At 55.7% G+C, this 18,184-nt stretch carries 20 protein-coding genes; 3 read left to right on the top strand and 17 right to left on the bottom strand.

Annotated elements, in window-relative coordinates:
* The 3 genes from LBO03_06695 to LBO03_06705 all read left to right on the top strand — a co-directional run.
* A partial coding sequence (locus tag LBO03_06695) for an S-layer homology domain-containing protein (GenBank protein ID MDR3349275.1) occupies nt 1-1,286 on the top strand: 1,286 nt, incomplete at its 5' end.
* Nucleotides 1,287-2,080: 794 nt separating this feature from the next.
* Nucleotides 2,081-2,959, top strand: coding sequence for an MBL fold metallo-hydrolase (locus LBO03_06700; GenBank protein ID MDR3349276.1), 879 nt, complete (start codon nt 2,081-2,083; stop codon nt 2,957-2,959).
* Nucleotides 2,960-3,069: 110 nt separating this feature from the next.
* A complete protein-coding gene (locus tag LBO03_06705) occupies nt 3,070-4,056 on the top strand; it encodes an aldo/keto reductase (protein ID MDR3349277.1) in 987 nt (328 codons plus the stop codon).
* Nucleotides 4,057-4,145: 89 nt separating this feature from the next.
* On the opposite strand, the gene LBO03_06710 is transcribed toward LBO03_06705, so the two are convergent.
* The 17 genes from LBO03_06710 to LBO03_06790 all read right to left on the bottom strand — a co-directional run.
* Complete coding sequence (locus tag LBO03_06710) at nt 4,146-4,406, bottom strand: stage V sporulation protein S (protein ID MDR3349278.1); 261 nt, start codon at nt 4,404-4,406, stop codon at nt 4,146-4,148.
* A 153-nt stretch (nt 4,407-4,559) separates the two neighbouring features.
* Nucleotides 4,560-5,834 carry an endonuclease Q family protein gene (locus tag LBO03_06715; protein ID MDR3349279.1) on the bottom strand — a complete coding sequence of 425 codons (1,275 nt, stop codon included), beginning with the start codon at nt 5,832-5,834 and terminating at the stop codon, nt 4,560-4,562.
* Entirely contained in the window at nt 5,816-6,367 is a 552-nt protein-coding gene (locus tag LBO03_06720; protein ID MDR3349280.1) for an NUDIX hydrolase, read from the bottom strand. The genes LBO03_06715 and LBO03_06720 overlap by 19 nt, the downstream gene beginning before the upstream one ends.
* Before the next feature lie 35 nt (nt 6,368-6,402).
* Nucleotides 6,403-8,118, bottom strand: coding sequence for a DNA repair protein RecN (gene recN, locus LBO03_06725; GenBank protein ID MDR3349281.1), 1,716 nt, complete (start codon nt 8,116-8,118; stop codon nt 6,403-6,405).
* Between the two features lie 28 nt (nt 8,119-8,146).
* The gene (argR, locus tag LBO03_06730; GenBank protein ID MDR3349282.1) at nt 8,147-8,596 is read right to left on the bottom strand and encodes an arginine repressor; all 450 of its coding nucleotides are present in this window, start codon (nt 8,594-8,596) and stop codon (nt 8,147-8,149) included.
* A gap of 28 nt (nt 8,597-8,624) precedes the next feature.
* Nucleotides 8,625-9,491, bottom strand: coding sequence for an NAD(+)/NADH kinase (locus tag LBO03_06735; GenBank protein MDR3349283.1), 867 nt, complete (start codon nt 9,489-9,491; stop codon nt 8,625-8,627).
* 10 nt (nt 9,492-9,501) lie between these two features.
* Nucleotides 9,502-10,296, bottom strand: coding sequence for a TlyA family RNA methyltransferase (locus LBO03_06740; protein ID MDR3349284.1), 795 nt, complete (start codon nt 10,294-10,296; stop codon nt 9,502-9,504).
* Between the two features lie 7 nt (nt 10,297-10,303).
* Entirely contained in the window at nt 10,304-12,178 is a 1,875-nt protein-coding gene (gene dxs, locus LBO03_06745) for a 1-deoxy-D-xylulose-5-phosphate synthase (protein ID MDR3349285.1), read from the bottom strand.
* Nucleotides 12,179-12,376: 198 nt separating this feature from the next.
* A complete protein-coding gene (locus tag LBO03_06750; GenBank protein MDR3349286.1) occupies nt 12,377-13,267 on the bottom strand; it encodes a polyprenyl synthetase family protein in 891 nt (296 codons plus the stop codon).
* On the bottom strand, nt 13,264-13,515 hold the full coding sequence (gene xseB, locus LBO03_06755) for an exodeoxyribonuclease VII small subunit (GenBank protein ID MDR3349287.1): 252 nt from the start codon (nt 13,513-13,515) through the stop codon (nt 13,264-13,266). Before xseB ends, LBO03_06750 begins: the two co-directional genes overlap by 4 nt.
* Nucleotides 13,490-14,728 (bottom strand): exodeoxyribonuclease VII large subunit, encoded by a 1,239-nt coding sequence (xseA, locus tag LBO03_06760; GenBank protein MDR3349288.1) that lies wholly within the window; start codon nt 14,726-14,728, stop codon nt 13,490-13,492. Before xseA ends, xseB begins: the two co-directional genes overlap by 26 nt.
* Before the next feature lie 7 nt (nt 14,729-14,735).
* Nucleotides 14,736-15,668 (bottom strand): O-sialoglycoprotein endopeptidase, encoded by a 933-nt coding sequence (locus LBO03_06765; GenBank protein ID MDR3349289.1) that lies wholly within the window; start codon nt 15,666-15,668, stop codon nt 14,736-14,738.
* Complete coding sequence (gene nusB / locus LBO03_06770; protein ID MDR3349290.1) at nt 15,652-16,095, bottom strand: transcription antitermination factor NusB; 444 nt, start codon at nt 16,093-16,095, stop codon at nt 15,652-15,654. The genes LBO03_06765 and nusB overlap by 17 nt, the downstream gene beginning before the upstream one ends.
* Before the next feature lie 13 nt (nt 16,096-16,108).
* On the bottom strand, nt 16,109-16,342 hold the full coding sequence (locus LBO03_06775) for a DUF2273 domain-containing protein (GenBank protein ID MDR3349291.1): 234 nt from the start codon (nt 16,340-16,342) through the stop codon (nt 16,109-16,111).
* Nucleotides 16,343-16,361: 19 nt separating this feature from the next.
* Nucleotides 16,362-16,889, bottom strand: a complete 528-nt coding sequence (amaP, locus tag LBO03_06780) for an alkaline shock response membrane anchor protein AmaP (protein ID MDR3349292.1) — start codon at nt 16,887-16,889, stop codon at nt 16,362-16,364.
* Nucleotides 16,890-16,899: 10 nt separating this feature from the next.
* The gene (locus LBO03_06785) at nt 16,900-17,307 is read right to left on the bottom strand and encodes an Asp23/Gls24 family envelope stress response protein (protein MDR3349293.1); all 408 of its coding nucleotides are present in this window, start codon (nt 17,305-17,307) and stop codon (nt 16,900-16,902) included.
* Nucleotides 17,308-17,842: 535 nt separating this feature from the next.
* On the bottom strand, nt 17,843-18,184 hold a 342-nt coding region (locus LBO03_06790), incomplete at its 5' end, for an SAM-dependent methyltransferase (protein MDR3349294.1).

Genomic DNA, 18,184 nt, shown 5'->3' on the forward strand with positions numbered 1-18,184 from the left:
CCTACGCTTCCATCAGCAAACTGGCACAAGCGGGGATAATCGAAGGCTACGGCAACGGCCGTTTCGTCGGCTCCGCCAACATCACCCGCTACGAGGCGGCCCAGATCATCGCGAAAGCCCTGGCGCGCGCGGACAAAGCCGACTCCGACCAGAAGGCGCAGATCGAGCGTTTGGCGGCGGAGTTCGCTGGGGAACTGGAGATCTTGGGCGTGCGCGTGGCAAGGCTCGAGAAGAAGCTGGACAACGTAACTATCACCGGCGAGGCGCGGTTCGGCCACAAACGCGAGACCCGCAAATATAGCAGCGGCGCTGTAGCTATCGGGCTTGCCGCAGGCGCGGAGAACAGGACAGACGAAAGCCTGCTGCGTTCCCGCCTGTGGATCAACGGCCAGGTGAACGAGCGCTGGAAATATACCGGCATGATTGAGCACAACGGGCAGAACTTCAAAACCAACGCCAACGGTTCCGAAAGCCGCGCCACTTTGCGCAACGCCTGGGTGGAAGGCTCCATCGGGGCGGTCAACGTAACCGCCGGCAACTGGTCGCACACGGCGGTCTACGGCTCCTTGCTGGACGACGACGTGGACGGGCTCAAGCTCAATTACGCCACCGGCAAATGGAGCGTGGACGTCTTTGCCCTGCGCCCTGTCCAGGGAGCGAATATTGTATATAACCTGCCGCAGTTTGGGGTTGGCTCTGCTTCCAACCAGCGCACCCAGCTGCTGGGCGCCGAGGTCGGCTACCGCTTCACCGACAAACTGCGCGGCATCCTCGCCTGGTACAACGTCAAAAACAAAGGCGCTGACGGAGATTACGGCTTGTTTAAGTACAGCGAAGTGGACAACAATGTTTATGAAATCGGGCTGGATTACCAGTTGGCGGACAACCTCAACCTCTGGGCGGAATATGTCGGCTCGACCAAGAATTTCGATTTGTACTCTTATCACTATGGCTTTGGCACCTTCTTGCATCACGTTGTAAAGAAAAAAGGCTGGGCGGCCGGGCTGACCTTTGGGGAAAAAGACCTGAAAAAGGCCGGCACTTTTGAGCTGCGCGGCGCTTATTACTCCCTGCCGGCGGGAGCCATTTTCGCGCCGACCATTGAAATGTCCATCGCGGATCAAGCCTTCGGCTACAAAGGCTGGACGGTGGGCGCAAGCTACGTGCTGGCCAAGAACGTCGACCTGAACGTCGATTACTTCGACTTTAAACAGCAAGACGACGTAGACGGCCTTGCGCGCACAAAAGGCAAGCTGCTCTGGAGCTATGTAACCTTCCATTTTTGATTTAAAACGGCAGCGGCGGGCAAAATGCCCGCCGCTTTTTTGTTGCCGCGTGGCGCATGGGCAGCCCCCGTTTCTGCAATTGCGGCGGTTAAAGCGCAAACCTATCGGCGGCCATTTCCGCAAAAAAGCCGGCCGGCGGCGGGAGCGTCCCTGCCCGCATCGGCAAAATTGAATACGGACGTTGCCGGATATATAGTCAAATACTTTTAAAACAGTAGCAAAGAGCGTCATCAAAACAAGAAAAATTAGCGAGCGTTCTGCGCAGTTTAGCTTTTAGCCATGCCCAAAAGTTTTCAATTGGCTTCAATTCGGGTGAATACGCCGCCCCCTGCTTGGCCATGGCCGAACCTGCGCGGGCAACCTTAAGTGTACGAAGCCAGTGGAATCTTCAAAAGGCCGCACCGAACTTTGCGCGGGATGCCCGCCAAAATCGGCCCCCTGCGCGGGCAGGGGGCCGATTTGTTTTGTCCATGCTTCGCGCCGGGCTTTCCCCGGCATAGGCCGCAGGGCTTGCCCAAGGACTTTTAATGGCTTCTTGTACCCCTGCGGCGCAGGGGGCTTTTCAGACGGCACGATTGAAAATCTTTTATTCCTCGCTTGTACCCCTGTGGCGCAAGGGGCTTTTGCGCTTGCGCCGGCGGCGGATTTATGCAACGCGCCATATATTTTTTCAGGTAGCCGGCCAGTCGCAATTTTGTTATAATTTAATTAATATACGTCAATATATTAACATACGGTACGTTCGCGCCGATAAAAAGCCGAAACGGCGGGGCGTAAAACAGGAGGCGGTGGGTTTGACAAGGCGATTGCTTCAATTGGCGTTGCTGGCGTCTTTATTTGCGGTTGCCGTTTCCGGCGGGGCGCAGCCGCCGGAAACGGCAAAGGGTATGGATTTGGGCGGAATAAAAATCATCTTGCTTTCCGAAGGCGACCGCAGCGGCGATTCTTCCATACTGCTCAACGCCGCCGACGATGACAAACGGCGCTACCTTCCGGGCGGAGCCTTCCCTAGCGCGGTCAACGCCTTTTTGGTAAAAACCGGCGGCAAGACCGTCCTCATTGACACAGGCTACGGCCGGGAGCTTTTCCGCAATCTGCGGGCGGCAGGCGTTTCCCCGGAGGATGTTGACGCCGTGCTGCTGACGCACATGCATGGCGATCACATCGGCGGCCTTTTGCGCGAAGGCCAAGTCGCTTTTCCCAACGCCGATATATACGTGGCGGACAGAGAACTTGATTACTGGAAAGACAAAAGCGCGGCGGAAAAGCTTAAGCCTTACGGCGGCAGGGTCAAGACATTCGCCCCCGGGGAACTCGACCGGTCCGCCGCCGGAGGGGCCAGGGCGGAGAGCCTGTTCGCCGGGATATACCCGATCGCCGCCTATGGGCATACGCCGGGCCACACCATGTATCTTGTGCAAAATGGCGGCGCTGAAGGCAAATGCCTGATCTGGGGGGACATCGCGCACGCCATGGCCATACAGATGCCGCTCCCCGGCGTCGCGGTAACTTACGACGTCGACCCGGCGCAAGCGGTCAAAACGCGCAAGGCGGTTTTGGAATGGGCGGCGGCGCAAGGCGCTTTTGTCGCGGGCATGCACATCGCTTTCCCCGGCATCGGCAAAATACAAACAAGCAGGAAGCAGGGTTTTGCCTTTGCTGCGGCAAATTAGCTGTTGTTGCCCCGCCAGTTAGAGCCTGCCGGCGCCATCGGGCGATATTTCAATACCTGGATTCCCGTTTTGAAAAACAAAAGAAAATTTTACGAAAAGGAGGCAGCAAAATGGAGTATGTAAAACTTACCGGCACCGGCATTGAAGTATCCAAGTTGTGCATAGGCGCAATGACCTTAGGCGACCAAGTCGATGAAAAAACCGGCGTGGCGGCGGTCGAATACGCTATCGGCGAGGGCGTCAATTTTTTCGATACGGCCAATGTCTACACCAACGGCCGTTCGGAGGAGATCCTCGGCAAGGCCGTAGCGGGCAAACGCGACAGTATAATACTGGCGAGCAAAGTCGGCTCCCGCCTGAACCAAAAAGCGGCCGGCTTGCCTAACGATGCCGGCGGCCTTTCGCGGCGCTATATACTGAAACAGATAGAGTCGTCGCTCAAAAGGCTGAAAACCGACTACCTTGACATATATTATTTGCACGCGCCCGATGCTTTAACGCCCGTCGAAGAAACCCTCGGCGCTATGGATACGCTGGTGCGTTCCGGGAAAGTGCGTTATATCGGCGCTTCCAATTACGCCGCCTGGCAGCTTTGCCAAATGTATTATCAGGCGCGGTCGGCCGGTTTGAACTACCCGGTCGTAACGCAAATGGTGTATAATATCATAACGCGCGGGATTGAGCAGGAATTTTTGCCGTTCCTGCGCGCGCACAAGCTGGGGCTTGTCGTATACAACCCGTTGGCCGCCGGCTTTTTGACCGATAAATACAAAGACAAGCGGCAGCTGCCCAATACGCGTTTTTCCAACAGCAAAATGTATGCGGACAGGTACTGGAACGAGGAAAATTTCAGCGCCTGGGACGACTTACACGCCATCGCCGAAAAGGCCGGCATCGGCATGCTGGAGCTGGCTATGCGCTGGCTGTATGGCGCCGCCGGCGTGGATGCCGTCATCACGGGCTTTTCCAAGCTGGAGCAGTTGCGGCAAAACCTCAAAACGCTGGACAAAGGCGGATTGGACAAGGAAACCATGGCCGAATGTGACAAGGTCTGGGGAAAATTGGCCGGCACAAGGTTCAAATACAACCGAGACTGAAAAAAAAGGCGGCGCCCCGGGCGGCCGGCTGATGCCTGCGCGCTTCGAGGGCGTTGCCTTTTTGTCTGCGATTTACGGTTTGAAGCTGACTATCGCGGTTCCACAATCAACTTTATTGCGGTGCGATCCTCCCCTTCGATGACTATGTCGGTAAACGCGGGCACGCATACTATGTCCATCCCGTGCGGGGCGACAAAGCCGCGCGCGATCGCGACCGCTTTTACCGCCTGGTTCAAAGCGCCCGCCCCGATTGCCTGCATTTCCGCGTTCCCCCTTTCGCGCAGCACTCCGGCCAGCGCGCCGGCCACTGAATTAGGACTGGATTTGGCTGATACTTTTAAAATTTCCATTGCATTATCCTCCCTTAAATTAATAAAGTGTTTTTCCTAAAACGGCAGCATATGTGCATGTAACATATTACATTTTACATTTTGTTAAACACCGTCCCGCTGTTTTCAAAATAGAGCGTCAACTGCTATTTCCATTTTAAACACACATATCAGCTAAAATCCATCTTCTTGCCCATTAAAAGGAGCCATTGCAAAAGTAGCGGTTTGGCTCGGTTGCCGGAGAGCTTCACTTTTCTTTTTTTCAATTATAACATACCCATAGCGGCCCGCGCCACCGCCAAAAATCCGCAATTTTTGGCCCACGGCCTTTTCAATGATAGCCAAAATCCGCTCCCCAAGCAGTTCTTTGACCTGCCGGGCATCGCTTTTATACATTAGTTCGATATCTGTTAATTTTCCGCAATAAACTTTTTGCAATGCCTTCGCCCCTACCCCCGGCAGTTCCGAAAGCGGGAAATGGTAGCGGTAGCCGGGCTGCCGTCGGGGGAATGTCCCTTCCGGGCAATCGGCTATTTCATCTACCCGCTGTTTTACGCCCCGTACCACGCGGCCGCCGCACAGGGGGCATTTTTCCCGTTGATAGTCAGCTTCCGCGCCGCAGGCGGCGCAACGCGTCAAATAATATTTCCCAAGGGCCGGATGCAGGCCGTAAAGCATTGCCACTTTGCCCTTTTTCCCTTCAATGGCCGCGAAAATATTTGCGAAATTTACTGCCCCGCTAATGTTAAGCGCAGTAAATTCCCGCCCAATGTTTTGCGGCGAATGGGCATCCGAATTGGCTAAATAGGTAATTTCACGCAATTCCTCTATCCGGTCGGCCATATAAGAATCGGCGCTCAACCCCAGCTCAACCGCCGAAATGCCCGGCGCTTCGCCGTCGAAAAGCATGGCCATGCGCCTTGCGCAATTGCCGTAAACGCTTTTAAAGGGCGTAAAAATGTGCGCCGGGATTATTTTGGCGCCGTGCCCGCGCGCGAGGGCGTAAAGGCTGCGTAGGTCCATGTGGGCGTTTTGCGAACTCATATTGATGTTTTTTATGTGCAGCGACAGCTCGTCGGACAGCTCCCGCATTTGCGCCAGCGTGGGCAAAAAAAGAAGGCTGTGCGCCAGTCCGCCGCCCTTTTCCCGCGTTTCCACTTCGCCGCCCAAAATAACGGTCAGCCGGCCGCGCCAGCTGTAGCCGCCGCCGGGCAGCTCGGCCAATTCGCCGGAGGCCGCAAGGCGGCAAAGGTCCTTTTGCACCAGCGGCGACAGGCTGTCGGCAATCCCGATCACGTCCAGCCCCTTGCGGGTGCTCGCCTCGCGCAATATGTTCCTGACCGTAAGCCCTTTGGCGGCCGGTATTTTCACCCAGCGCCCGTCTTCGTTTGCGCCGACGTGTATGTGCAGGTCGGCGTAATAATTTCCCGTCATTTCAGCATTTCGCATAAAAACAGCCCGGCCAGCGTCTTGGCATCGCAAATTGCGCCGGTTTTCACTAAATTTCCGATCTCCGCCGTTGACAGAAAAACCGTTTCCACAAATTCGTCCTCGTCCGGCCGCTGCCGGCCGGCGGCAAGGTCGTCGGCGCGAAAAATGTGTATGACTTCGTCGCAAAAGCCGGGCGCCGTAACTATGGAGGAAAGTTTGCGCCATTTCCCCGCCGTAAAGCCGGTTTCTTCCGCCAACTCGCGCCGGGCGCAGCCCAAAGGATCTTCGCCCGCGTCCAGTTTGCCGGCCGGCAGTTCATAAAGCACGCGCCCGACCGGATAGCGGTACTGCCTGACCAGAACGATCCTGCCGTCAGGCAGTACCGCCGCCACGGCCGCCGCGCCGGGATGTTTTATGACCTCGCGCGACGCTTGGCGGCCGTTGGGCAAAAGCACTTCGTCGATATCGTATTTGAGCATCCGGCCTTTATATACTTCCCGCCCGCATAGGCGTTTTTCCGCGAATTTTTCCTCGTCGGCCTTGTTTGGCATCGCGCCTTACCCTTCCGCTTCAAATTGCCCCTATTTTACTTGCCCGTATTTTGCCCGCGCAGGCTTTTTTTCCTCTGCGCCGCCATTTCAAGCATCTGCCGCGCATTGTCCCGGGCGATCTGCGTCTGGCTGTCGCCGGCGATCATTCTGGTCAATTCGGAAACTCTTGCTTGTCCGTCAAGTTTTTCTATCTCTATCCAAGTGGCAAGGCCGTCCTCTTTTTTATCTATATAGATGTGGCAATCGGCCATGCAAGCGATTTGCGGCAGATGTGTAATGCAAAGCACCTGCTTTTTAAACGCGATTGTCGCCATCTTTTCCGCCATCCGCTGCGCGGTTTTGCCGCCGACGCCCGTGTCCACTTCGTCGAAAACCATTGTCGGCGGCCCGCTTTCGCCCATGACGGCAGTTTTTACCGAGAGCGCGATCCGGGACAATTCCCCGCCGGAGGCAACCTTGTTCAGCGGGCGCAATTCCTGTCCGGCGTTGGCGGAAAAAAGAAACTGTATTTCATCCTGTCCCGTATCGCTTAACCCTTCCTTTGTTTTGCTCGCAATGACAAACCGCGCCTGCGGCATGGCCAAATCATGAATGTGTTCCAGCGCCCGGGCGGCGAAAAGTTCTGCGCTCCGGGCGCGCGTTGCGCTCAAGTCCCGCGCCAGCGCCGACGCTTTAGCCGACAATGCCAGTTTTGCCTCTTCCAGCCGCCCGAGATTTTCTTCGGCGCGCAAAAGCCCCTCCCGCTCTTTCGTGGCTACGGAACAATATTTTAAGATGTCGGCTATGGTTTCGCCGTATTTTTTCTTTAGCCGGTAAATGAAGTCAAGCCTTTGCTCAATAATTTCTATGTCGCCGCCCGTTTCGCTTGCGTCCAGCATATCCGCCAGTTCCATTTTTATATCCGAAAGCGCATAATTTAGTTCTTCGGCGGTTTTGCGCATTTTTTCCGCCGCCGCGTCGTAACGGGCGGCGGCGTCAAGGGCTTTTAACAATTTGGACGCGCCAAAGGACAGCCCTTCGCTTTCCCCGTCCCCGCCGCCGATAATGTTGTAGGCGGCGGAAAGGGCGGTTAAAATTTTTTCTCTGTTGACGAGCTTTACCTTTTTTTCTTCCAAGTCTTTGTCTTCGCCGGATTTTAGTCCGGCTTTTTCTATTTCGTCGATTTCCCACGCGAGAATGTCCAGCTTGCGTTCCCGTTCGGCGGCGTTTTCCGCATTTTGCCTGATTTGCTTTGCGGTGTCTTTCAAAGCGGCAAAAACCTCTTTGTATTCCTTGAGCAGCTTTTCGCCTTCCCGTCCGGCGCAGCCGTCTATCAAGCCAAGATAAGTATCCTGTTTAAGAAGCTGCTGGTTTTCATATTGCCCGTGCACGTCCACGAGCAGATCGCCGATATTTTTCAGCGCGCCCGCCGGTATCCTGGTCCCGTTGGCGGTGCAGACGCTTTTCCCGGCTGCCGCGACCTTGCGCGACAGGATGAGTTCGTTGTCCTTATAGTCCACCCCCAGATCGTCGAGCAGTTTTTGCGCCGCGTCCTGACCGGAAAGGTCAAAGACCGCCTGCGCGATGAAAAAATCTTTGCCCGGGCGTATATAATCGGCGGACGCTTTTCCGCCGAGCGCGATGTTAAAGGCGTCGATCAAAATAGATTTGCCGGCTCCGGTTTCCCCGGTCAGCACGTTGAATCCGGGCTGGAAATCGACAAGCAACTCATCAAAAAGCGCAAAATTTCGTACAGACAAGGTCATCAGCATTTACTTTTCTCCCGTACCAAGCAAACAGTCAAAACAGGCCGCGGAATTTAGCGAGCAAATTGTCAATTTCGTTTCTTGAGGAGGCGGCGACAAAAATGGTGTCGTCGCCGGCTATGGTGCCGAGAATCTCCGGCCAGCGCACATAATCGATGGTGTAGGCAACCGCTTGGGCGGTTCCGGGCAGGGTGCGGATGATCACGAGGTTTTCACTGGCCAGCACGCTGATGACCGAGTCTTGAAATATCCTTTCCATCCTGGCCTGCGAAAGCATGACGCCTTGTTCGGTAGGAAAGGCGTAACGGTAATGCCCGTCGCCCGTGGGCACTTTTATCAGCATAAGTTCCTTTATGTCCCTTGACACGGTCGCTTGCGTCACGTCTATCCCGTGCGCGCGCAGAGCCGCCGCCAAGTCTTCCTGCGTTTCCATCATCTGCTGATCTATTATTTCTTTTATTTTCGCGTGCCTGATCCCTTTCATGAATATCTTCCCTTCCCTGCTTTATTTTTTATATCGTTTCGCCTTTTTGCAAACGTTCCTGCCAGGTATCATAATAGGAGGCGCTGCCGAGCCTGATGAATTTGCTTTTATAGCGGCTGCTTTCCACTTTCACGACGTCGCCGGGCAAAACCGACGTCAAGGTTGTGCCGTCGTTGGCAAGGGTCATTTCATTGTAGGGGGGCACCGGCTTTATGGCAATTTCGCTTGCCGCCGGTATGACAAGCGGACGGACGGACAAAGCGTGCGGCGAAATCGGCGTGATTATGATGGCCGGCAGCGACGGATGGACGATCGGGCCGCCGGCGGACAGGGAATAAGCGGTAGAGCCTGTGGCGGTGGCGAAAACAATGCCGTCGGCCGAGTAGTAAGAGCCTTTCAGGCTGTTGTTGATGTTTACCGACAATCGTATGAGCTTGGTCTGCGTCCCCTTGCTGATCACAATGTCATTGAGGGCGGACGCGTCGGAAATTACCCGCCCGTCCCGCCGGACACTTGAGCGCAGCATATAGCGTTCTTCGATTTCATATTGCGCGGCGGCGATTTTCTTTATGGCGGCGGCGATGTCCGGCAGTTCAATCTCCGTCAGAAAGCCTTTGCGGCCGATATTTACGCCGCAAACCGGAATGTCGAGCAAGCAAGCGTATTGGGCCGCGTGCAAAAAAGTCCCGTCGCCGCCAAGCGACATCGCCATTTTCAGTTTGCCCATGCTTTCGGCGTCCCGCTCGTCAAAAATGCCGCAGGCTTTTCCCAACGCGGCGGATTTGGGCAAAAACGTCTCTATTCCTTCCGCGGCGCAGACATCCAGCAGATAATCAAGCACGGCCAATACTTTTTCTTTTTCCGGGTTAGGGAATATTCCCAAGGCCAATTTCATAAAAACACCTTTATTTTGCATTTATATGCGCAAGCTTGACGACTTCGTCGATGTTGGCGGCAAAATCACCTTCCCCGGCGCGCAAACAAAGCAAATACTCTATATTGCCCCGCGGGCCTTTTATCGGCGAAAAATCAAGGCCTGTAACCGCAAAGCCGTTTTCCTGCGCGTTTTTTATGCTTTGAGCCAAGACGCGTTTATGCACCGTAGGGTCGCGGACAACCCCATTTTTGCCCAGACATTCCCGGCCGGCCTCAAACTGCGGTTTAACCAAGGCGACAACGGCGCCGTCTTGCGCCAGGAATGTTTTCAGCGCAGGCAGTATTTTGGAAAGAGAGATAAAGGAGACGTCTATGGCGGCAAAGTCCGCTTTGTCCCGGATCCGGCCGGCGGAAAGATAGCGGGCGTTGACGCGCTCCATGTTTACCACGCGCCCGTCGCTTCGCAATTTCCAGTCCAGCTGGCCGTACCCCACGTCAATGGCGTACACTCTGCGCGCGCCGCGCTTTAGCGCGCAATCGGTGAAACCTCCGGTCGACGCCCCTATATCTACCATGATTTTGCCGGTCAGATCGAGGGCGAAAACGTCCAGGGCCTTTTCCAGTTTCAGGCCGCCCCGGCTGACGTAGGGCAAATCATTGCCAATAATTTTTATGTCCGCTGTTTCCGCGACGCTGTCGCCGGGCTTTTCTATCCTGCGGCCGTCGGCCAGCACGATGCCGGCCATAAGGGCGGCCTGCGCCCGCTCGCGCGTAGGGAAAAATCCCTTTTCCGCCAGGAGGACGTCTATGCGTTTTTTCTTCATGTTCCCGTCACGGCCGGCAAAAGGCCGCGATGCGCTCCGCCAGCGAATCGACGTCGAGGCGCAGGCTTTTAAGGAGCGCGTCTTTGCTGCCGTGCGGCACAAAGCAATCGGGCAGGCCCAGCGACAATGTTTTTATTTTGTCCAAAATTCCCGCGGCCTGCAATTCTTCCAGCACGGCGGAGCCAAAGCCGCCCGCTATCATATTTTCCTCAAGCGTAACCATGTATTTGCAGCCATCGGCGGTTTGCGCCAGAAGATCCCTGTCCAGCGGCTTTACAAAACGGGCGTTGACCAACCCGGCTTTTATGCCAAAATCCGATAATTTCCCGCAAATCTTCTCGGCGTGGCCGACCATGCTGCCGATTGCCCAAATGACCGCGTCCTGGCCGCAAATTATTTGTTCGGCGCGCCCGATTGTCAGCAGCGGCGCTCCCTCGCCCGGCGGCGCGCCAACGCCGGGCCCGCGCGGATAAAAGATGGCCGTCGGCCCGTTTATGGTAAAAGCTGTCCGCACCATGGCCTGAAGTTCGTTTTCGTCTTTCGGGGCGAAGATTGCCATATTCGGCGCGCTGCGCAGGAAGGAAAAAGAGAACGCCCCGTGATGGGTCGCCCCGTCGTCGCCCACCAGCCCGGCCCGGTCAAAGGCAAAGACCACCGGCAGGTTTTGCAGGCACACGTCGTGGATCAACTGATCATACGCCCGCTGGGCGAAGGTGGAATAAATCGCGACCACCGGCCGCAATCCCTCGCAGGCCATTCCCGCCGCCATGGTAACCGCGTGCTGTTCGGCTATGCCAACGTCAAAAAACCTGTCAGGATGTTTGCCGGCAAAGTCGGAAAGGCCGGTGCCGTCAGGCATGGCGGCGGTAATCGCCGTTATCCGGCTGTCTTTTTCCGCCAGTTCCAAAATCACCTTGCTGAACGCTTCGGTGTAGGTAACCGCCCGGTTTTTGGTTTCCTTGTCGCCTGTCTCGACCTTAAAAGGGCCGGTGCCGTGAAAAGCCACCGCTTTCTTTTCCGCCGGCACGTAGCCTTTCCCCTTGCAGGTCAGGACATGCGCCACCACCGGCCTGTCGTATTTTTTTGCCAACTCGAAAATTTCAATCATCTTCCCTATGTCATGGCCGTCCACCGGGCCGATGTAGTTCAGGCCCAGTTCTTCAAACAGCATTCCGGGCACCAGCAGGAATTTGACGCTGTTTTTTACCCTTTCCGCCGTCCGCAGCATGCGGGCGCCGATGGACGGTATGCTTTTCAATACAGCGTCAATGTCGCGCCTGATACGCTTGTAAGTCGCGCCTGTCCGCATACGGTAAAAATATTCCGACAAGGCGCCGACATTTTTCGCTATGGACATTTCGTTGTCATTTAATACCACTAACATCTTTTTTTTTAATTCTCCGGCGTTATTGAGCGCCTCAAAGGCCATGCCGCCGGTAAAAGCGCCGTCGCCGATCACCGCCGCGACATTGAAGTCTTCTTTTTTCAGGTCGCGCGCGGCCGCCATGCCAAGCGCCGCTGAAATGGAGGTGCTGGCGTGCCCCGTGCCAAAAGCGTCATTTTCGCTTTCCGAACGCGCCGGAAAGCCGGAAAGCCCGCCGAACTGGCGCAGTGTCGGGAAACGGTCCCGCCGGCCTGTCAGTATTTTGTGCGTATACGATTGATGCCCAACATCCCAGATGATCTTGTCCCGCGGGCAATCAAAAACCCGATGCAAAGCCAGCGTCAATTCCACCACGCCCAAATTGGAGGCCAAATGCCCGCCGGTTTGGGAAACGGTAGCGATGATAAATTCCCGTATCTCCGCTGCCAGTTGGGGCAAAAGCGCCGCGTCCAATTCTTTCAAAGCGCGCGGGTCGTTGATTTTGTCCAATAAATCCATCTATTTTATATTCACCTTTGGCCAATTGCATGTTTTAATTTTAATGCGCAAGCCGGGTATTATTATACCAGCAAACAAGGCTTTTGTCGAACAAAAAAACAAATGTCCCTTTCGGGCCGCCAGACGCGGAAGGCCCTGCGGCCGGCGCCGCAGGTTTGCGCAAAGAAAGCCGCGCAGGGCCCAAGCTCCGTTCGGCCGTCAGTTTTTCCGCTCAAGCATGCTTTCCGCTAAAAAACGCAGATAATCGGCCTGCGCGCCAAAGGGCGACAAAGCGAGAACTGCCTTGCCAATATGTTCGCGCGCCAGTTCTTTGGCGCGTCCCAAGCCAAAAGCCGACACATAAGTAATTTTATTTTTGCGCGCGTCGCTGCCGGCTTTTTTGCCCATGGCGGCGGGATCGCCCGTAACGTCAAGAATGTCGTCGGTAATCTGGAACGCCAGGCCAAAATTGCCGGCGTAGTCTTCAAGCGCCGTAAGCCGGGCATCCGACGCACCGGCCAACATTGCGCCCGCAAAGACGGCTGCCCGAAAGAGCGCGCCGGTTTTCGCCATGTGCATCTCTTGCAGCTCTTTAACCGAAACGATCCTGTCCGCAACCCGTTCCGCCTCAATGTCTATCGTCTGGCCGCCGACCATGCCTTCGGCGCCCGCGCAAAAGGCAATTTCTTTTACCGCCTTTACCAAAACATCGGGCGGCACGCCGCCCTGTCCCAACATTACCTCAAAGGCCCGGGTCAAAAGCGCGTCCCCGGCAAGTATGGCTTTGGCTTCGCCGAAAACTTTGTGGCAGGACAGGCGGCCACGCCGGTAATCGTCGTCGTCCATCGCCGGCAAATCGTCGTGGATCAAAGAGTAGGCGTGGATCATCTCCAGGCCGCAGGCCACGGGCAAAAAGCGGGCGGAATCAGAACCGGCGGCTTCGGCCGCGGCCATCAATAGCAGCGGGCGCAGCCGTTTGCCGCCGGCAAGCAGGCTGTAGCGCACTGCTTTGTTTATATCCGATAAACTTTCGCCGCCAGTTATTTTGTCAAGATACGCATCGACAAGCTGGCGGCGGTTTTGCAAAAAAACCTCGCAGCGCGCGATCATAGCTCGGACAAATCCAGCGGTTGCATGGCGGCATCCCCTTGGGCATCCTCCACAATCTTTTGCACTTGCTGCTGCGCGGCGGTAAGTTTGCCGCTGCAGGCGCCGGCCAGGGCTACGCCTTTGCGGAAAAATTCAAGCGCCTGATCGAGCGTAAGCTCATCGCCCTCCAGTTTTTGCACGATGCTTTCCAACTGGCCGAGCGCCTCTTCAAAGGAAAAATCTTCAGGGTCGTTCTTTTTCTTGGGCATTGCCAACACCTTCTTTTGCGTTTTTGGCCCGCACTTGGGAATATATCTCGCCGCAGCACAGCCGCGTCCTTAACATGTCGCCGCAGGCAACCTGGCATAGATCTTTTATCGGCGCGCCTTTTTCGTCGGTGGTAACGCTATAGCCGCGTGCGAGTACGGCCAAAGGGCTCAAACTGTCCAATTTGCCCGCCAGCGCCCGCAAATTTTGCTCATGCTTTTGTGTTTTTCCCGCCATGTTCACGCGCAGCCCTTCCCGTAATTTGTCAACGGTTTGCGCCCGCGCCGCGAAAAGTGTCTCCGGGCGCTTGAACGCGCGCGCATTGAGGCAATGCCGGATGTGCGCGTCCAGTGTGCCGATGCGCGCTTTTATCACCCGCGCCATGCGCTGGCGCTGATTGCCGATGGCGAACAGCACGGCCCGGCGGTCGGGAACGGCCAGCTCCGCCGCCTGTGAAGGGGTGGCCGCCCGCATGTCGGCGGCAAAATCGCAAAGGGTTACGTCCGTTTCGTGCCCCACCGCCGAAATGACCGGCAGGGCGGATTCGGCGACCGCGCGCACGACCCGCTCGTCGTTGAACGCCCACAATTCTTCCATGGAGCCGCCGCCGCGCCCTATGATCAGGAGGTCGGCGATTTTCAACTTGTTCATTTTGCAAAGGGCGCACGCCAAATCCCCCGGCGCTTCCGGGCCTTGCACCCTTACCGGGAAAAAGATCAGTTTGACCGCCGGGTTGCGTTTCCCGGCCACCGTTATCACGTCGTGGAGCACCGCGCCGGCGGAAGAAGTTATTACCCCGATCGCGGCCGGAAAAGGCGGGAGCCTCTTTTTCCGCCCCTGGTCGAACAGCCCTTCCCCCTGAAGTTTCAGCCGCAAATTTTCATAGGCGGCCATCAAGTCCCCCGCGCCGTCGGCGAAAAGATTGTCAACGTACAGTTGGTATACGCCATCGCGCTCATATATATCTATCCGGCCGCTGGCGACGGCCATCCGGCCGTTTTCCGGCTTGAAACGCAAAAGCGCCGCGCGGGCGCGAAACATTACTGCTTTCAATATACTTTTCCCGTCTTTCAGGGTAAAATAGCAATGTCCGGAGTCATAGCGCTTGAAATTGGATATTTCCCCCCGCACCTGTATCCTCTGCAAAGCGGGAAGGGCAGCGAAAGCCGACTTTATGAGGCTGTTTGCCTCGCTTACCGAATATGCCCCGGGCATTTTGTTTCTATCCTCCTTCACGTAAGGCCACCGCCGCGCAGCCAACGGCATTGTCCCGGCAAAACTCCGGCAAAGGGAAATAAACGCCAATGCCGGCCTTGGCCATTTTTTCCGCCACATAGCCGCGCATGAAAAGATTGGAAGCCACGCCGCCCACCAAAAGCGCCTCGCGGCAGTTGCTATGGGCGCAGGCGTTTTGCACGAGCCGGGCGAAGCTCTCGGCCAGCGCCGCCTGTATCCCGGCCGCCAACGAACGCCGGTCGGCGCCCTTTTGCAGCAGCCGGCGGCTGGCGGAAAAAGGCCCGGAATAACTTGCGGACAGCCCTTTTACCGCCACCGGTATTTCAAGCGCGCCGTCCGCTTTCGCCGCCAACTCCTCCAGCGGCCGGCCGGCCGGAAAACAAAGCCCCATTTCCACGCCGATACGGTCGATATATTGCCCGGCGCTAAGGTCGACGCTGCCGCCGATCCCCGCGATGGACAGCCTGTTCCCCCGCCGCTTGGCCAAAATGAGATCGGTGGTCCCGCCGGAAACATGAAGCGCGACAAAGCAAGCGCCCTGCGGGGCGCCCGCCGACCACAGCCCGGCCTCTATGTGGTTTTCCTGGTGGCTGGCCTGATATAATTTTACCCCCAACGCCGCAGACAGGGAGCGGGCCACCGCCACGCCGCCCACAAACGCCGGCATGTAGGAATTTGCCGATGGGCGCGGCTTCTCTGACACGGCGATCGCTTTCAGGCGCACCGACCTTTCGGCAAAAATCTCCTCAAGCAAAGAGGGCAGGTTTTTGATGTGCCGAAAAACCATCTCCGATTGCCGCAATCCCCGTCCATTGGGGCTTACGGCAAGAAGCGTCCGCTTGTCGGCCAAAAGCGCGCCGGAACAATCAAAGAGCGCGGCGGAAGTAGTGTAGCAGCTTGTGTCAATCCCCAGGAACATCCGCGCACGCTTTTTTCATGTCCAATGTTTTAACCATATTGCCCAATATCCCATTGATAAAACGCGGCGAATCGTTGTCCCCGTAAATTTTCGCGATCTCCACCGCCTCGTTGATCGCAATGCCGGTGTCTATCCGCTCGCGGGAAAAATAAATTTCATAAATGCAAATGCGCAGTATGGTCATATCGACGTTGGCAATCCGCAAAACGTCCCAACCTTTGGCGTATTTGGCGACCAATCCGGTCAAGGCCTTTCTGCGGCGGCTGACTCCGGTGACCAAAGAAGTTGCGTAATCAACGCTGCTTTCTTCCATGTTGTCCGCATATTCTTTCCGCACGGCCGCGAAAGCCGCTTTGGGGCCAATCGATGAAAATTCCATTTGAAAAAGCGTCTGCAAGGCCATTTCCCTGGCCAACCGGCGGCTCATAAATGCCCCCTTCTCATTTGTGGTATCCCGGCGGCAGGATCCTGTCCAAAAGCTCCAGCAAATCCTCTTTGTTGTCGACTTTCCCGCCCAATATGTAACCGCCCGACATCAAGGCAAGCAGAAAAAGCGTTTTGAAAAAGCCAAGCACGAGAAACATGACCCCGACGGCCAGCGCAAGGGCAACGCCGACTATGCGTCCCCGGTGCGTCTGCCAGAGGGACGCGAAGAAATCTTTCACGCCAGACACATAATCACCCGCCAAAAGATTATTTTTCTTTCACATCATAAGCAATCGTGTTAAAGAAAATGTCAACTTCGGAAACTTCGCGCCCGATCGTTTCTTTTACGTTGTTTTTGACCTTTTCCCGTACCAGCCTGCTCGTCTCCGGCACGTTCATTTCCGGCAGCACGCCCGCTGCCAGCTTTATGCGCAGCTCGTCGCCTACGGCGGAAATTTGCGCTTTCACGTTGTGCACTCCCCTGACCTGCGCAACGGTTTTTTCGACAAACTTGCGGACGGCGGACATGCTTATCCTGACCGTCCCGCCGTCGCTCATGGGCACGGCCAGCTCCTTCGCGCCCCTGCCGCCGATTCCGGCGGCAAGCAGGCGCAGGCTTACCAAAAACAGCGCGGCGGCAGCGGCGGCAACCTCCCAACGGCCGTAAAACAGAGTAATCTGGTTAAGCGCAAACTCAAAAGGGAAAAGGCCGAGCGCGAAACAAAGCATTGCCAAAGAAATTGCCGCTATAAACAAAGTATAAAAAGCCAAAACGATCCGATCGACTATGTGCATGGCTTTCCCCCTATTCAATGATGTCTTTGTTTTGATTTTCCTTTATTTTGTCAATATTGGTGATGCCTTGCACATGTATGTTGATTTCCGCCACCTTCAGGCCGCTCATGTTCTCAATGGCTTCTTTTACCTTCTCTTGTATTTTTAGCGCCGTGGCCGGAATGTTTATGCCATACTCCAAAACAACGTACAGATCAACCGAGACCTCCCTGTCGCCAATGCGCGTCTTTACCCCTTTTGAAAGGTTCTTCTTGCCCAAAAGTTCGGCGATCCCGCCGACGATGCCGCCGCTCATGCCGGCCACTCCCGGCACTTCGGTGGCCGCCAGGCCGGCGATTATATTGACTACTTCATCGGCAATGCGCACTGCCCCCGGATCGTCGTCCGCAAACGGAACCGGCGTGTTAAGGTCGCTCACAACAGAGGCCTCCTTTTATGCAAAATTGCTTTTTTAACATTATACCATAAAAAACGCGCAAAAAAACGCCCTTTGGTGGAATGGGCTGCCCGCGCGACCTAAACGGCCCTGCCAAAATTGCACGGCCCGCAAAGCAAGCGAAAGCGTAGGGCAAAGCGCCTCCTGCGGTTGCGGCAACGTCCGGCAGCGATTCTGAACCGCTCGGCAAAGCCCGAGCGCCTGCCCGTTGAGCGCACGCCGGCTCGAAATGCCGTGGTTGCGGAGCTTGTCCGCCTTGCGCAAAGGGCTTGGTTTGAAACGCTTCTTGGGCTGTACGCAATGGGAGCGAATCTTTGCCAACCCTTGATGCCCTGTGCCGTCCTCAAGCAAGGTTTCCGATTTCGCGTGCGCGCCGGATTGCTTTTTCGCAAATGCCGCGCGCTTTGCCCCTGTCAAACGCCGAAAATTCCGACTGGACATTTTGACCGTTTCCGCACGTTCCATATAATGAGTATATCACATCTTTGGCCGCGCAGAAAGCCTGATGTCTTCTGATTCAAGGCAGCTCCGGCAACCCAAGTTCTCTCAAGAACTGATTATGCTCTGCCTTTGCCTTTTTTATGGCCTCTTCGGTTTCATCAAGATTTCTTTTTACGTCGGCAAGCTCAACGATTTCTTCTTCCATTGCCGTGCTCACGTATCTGGATATGTTGAGATTGAAACCGTTCTTTTCAATCTCTTCCATTGACACGCAGCGAGAATATTTCTTATCCTCTTCCCTGCGGAATTGATAGGTATCAACAATTTTGTCTATATGCTCTGGCAAAAGAGCATTTTGCCGTTTTCCTTTTTTGAAATACTCGCTCGCATTAATAAATAACACGTCATCAGGTTTCTT

Source organism: Acidaminococcales bacterium (genome assembly GCA_031290885.1).
Lineage (GTDB): Bacteria > Bacillota > Negativicutes > Acidaminococcales > JAISLQ01 > JAISLQ01.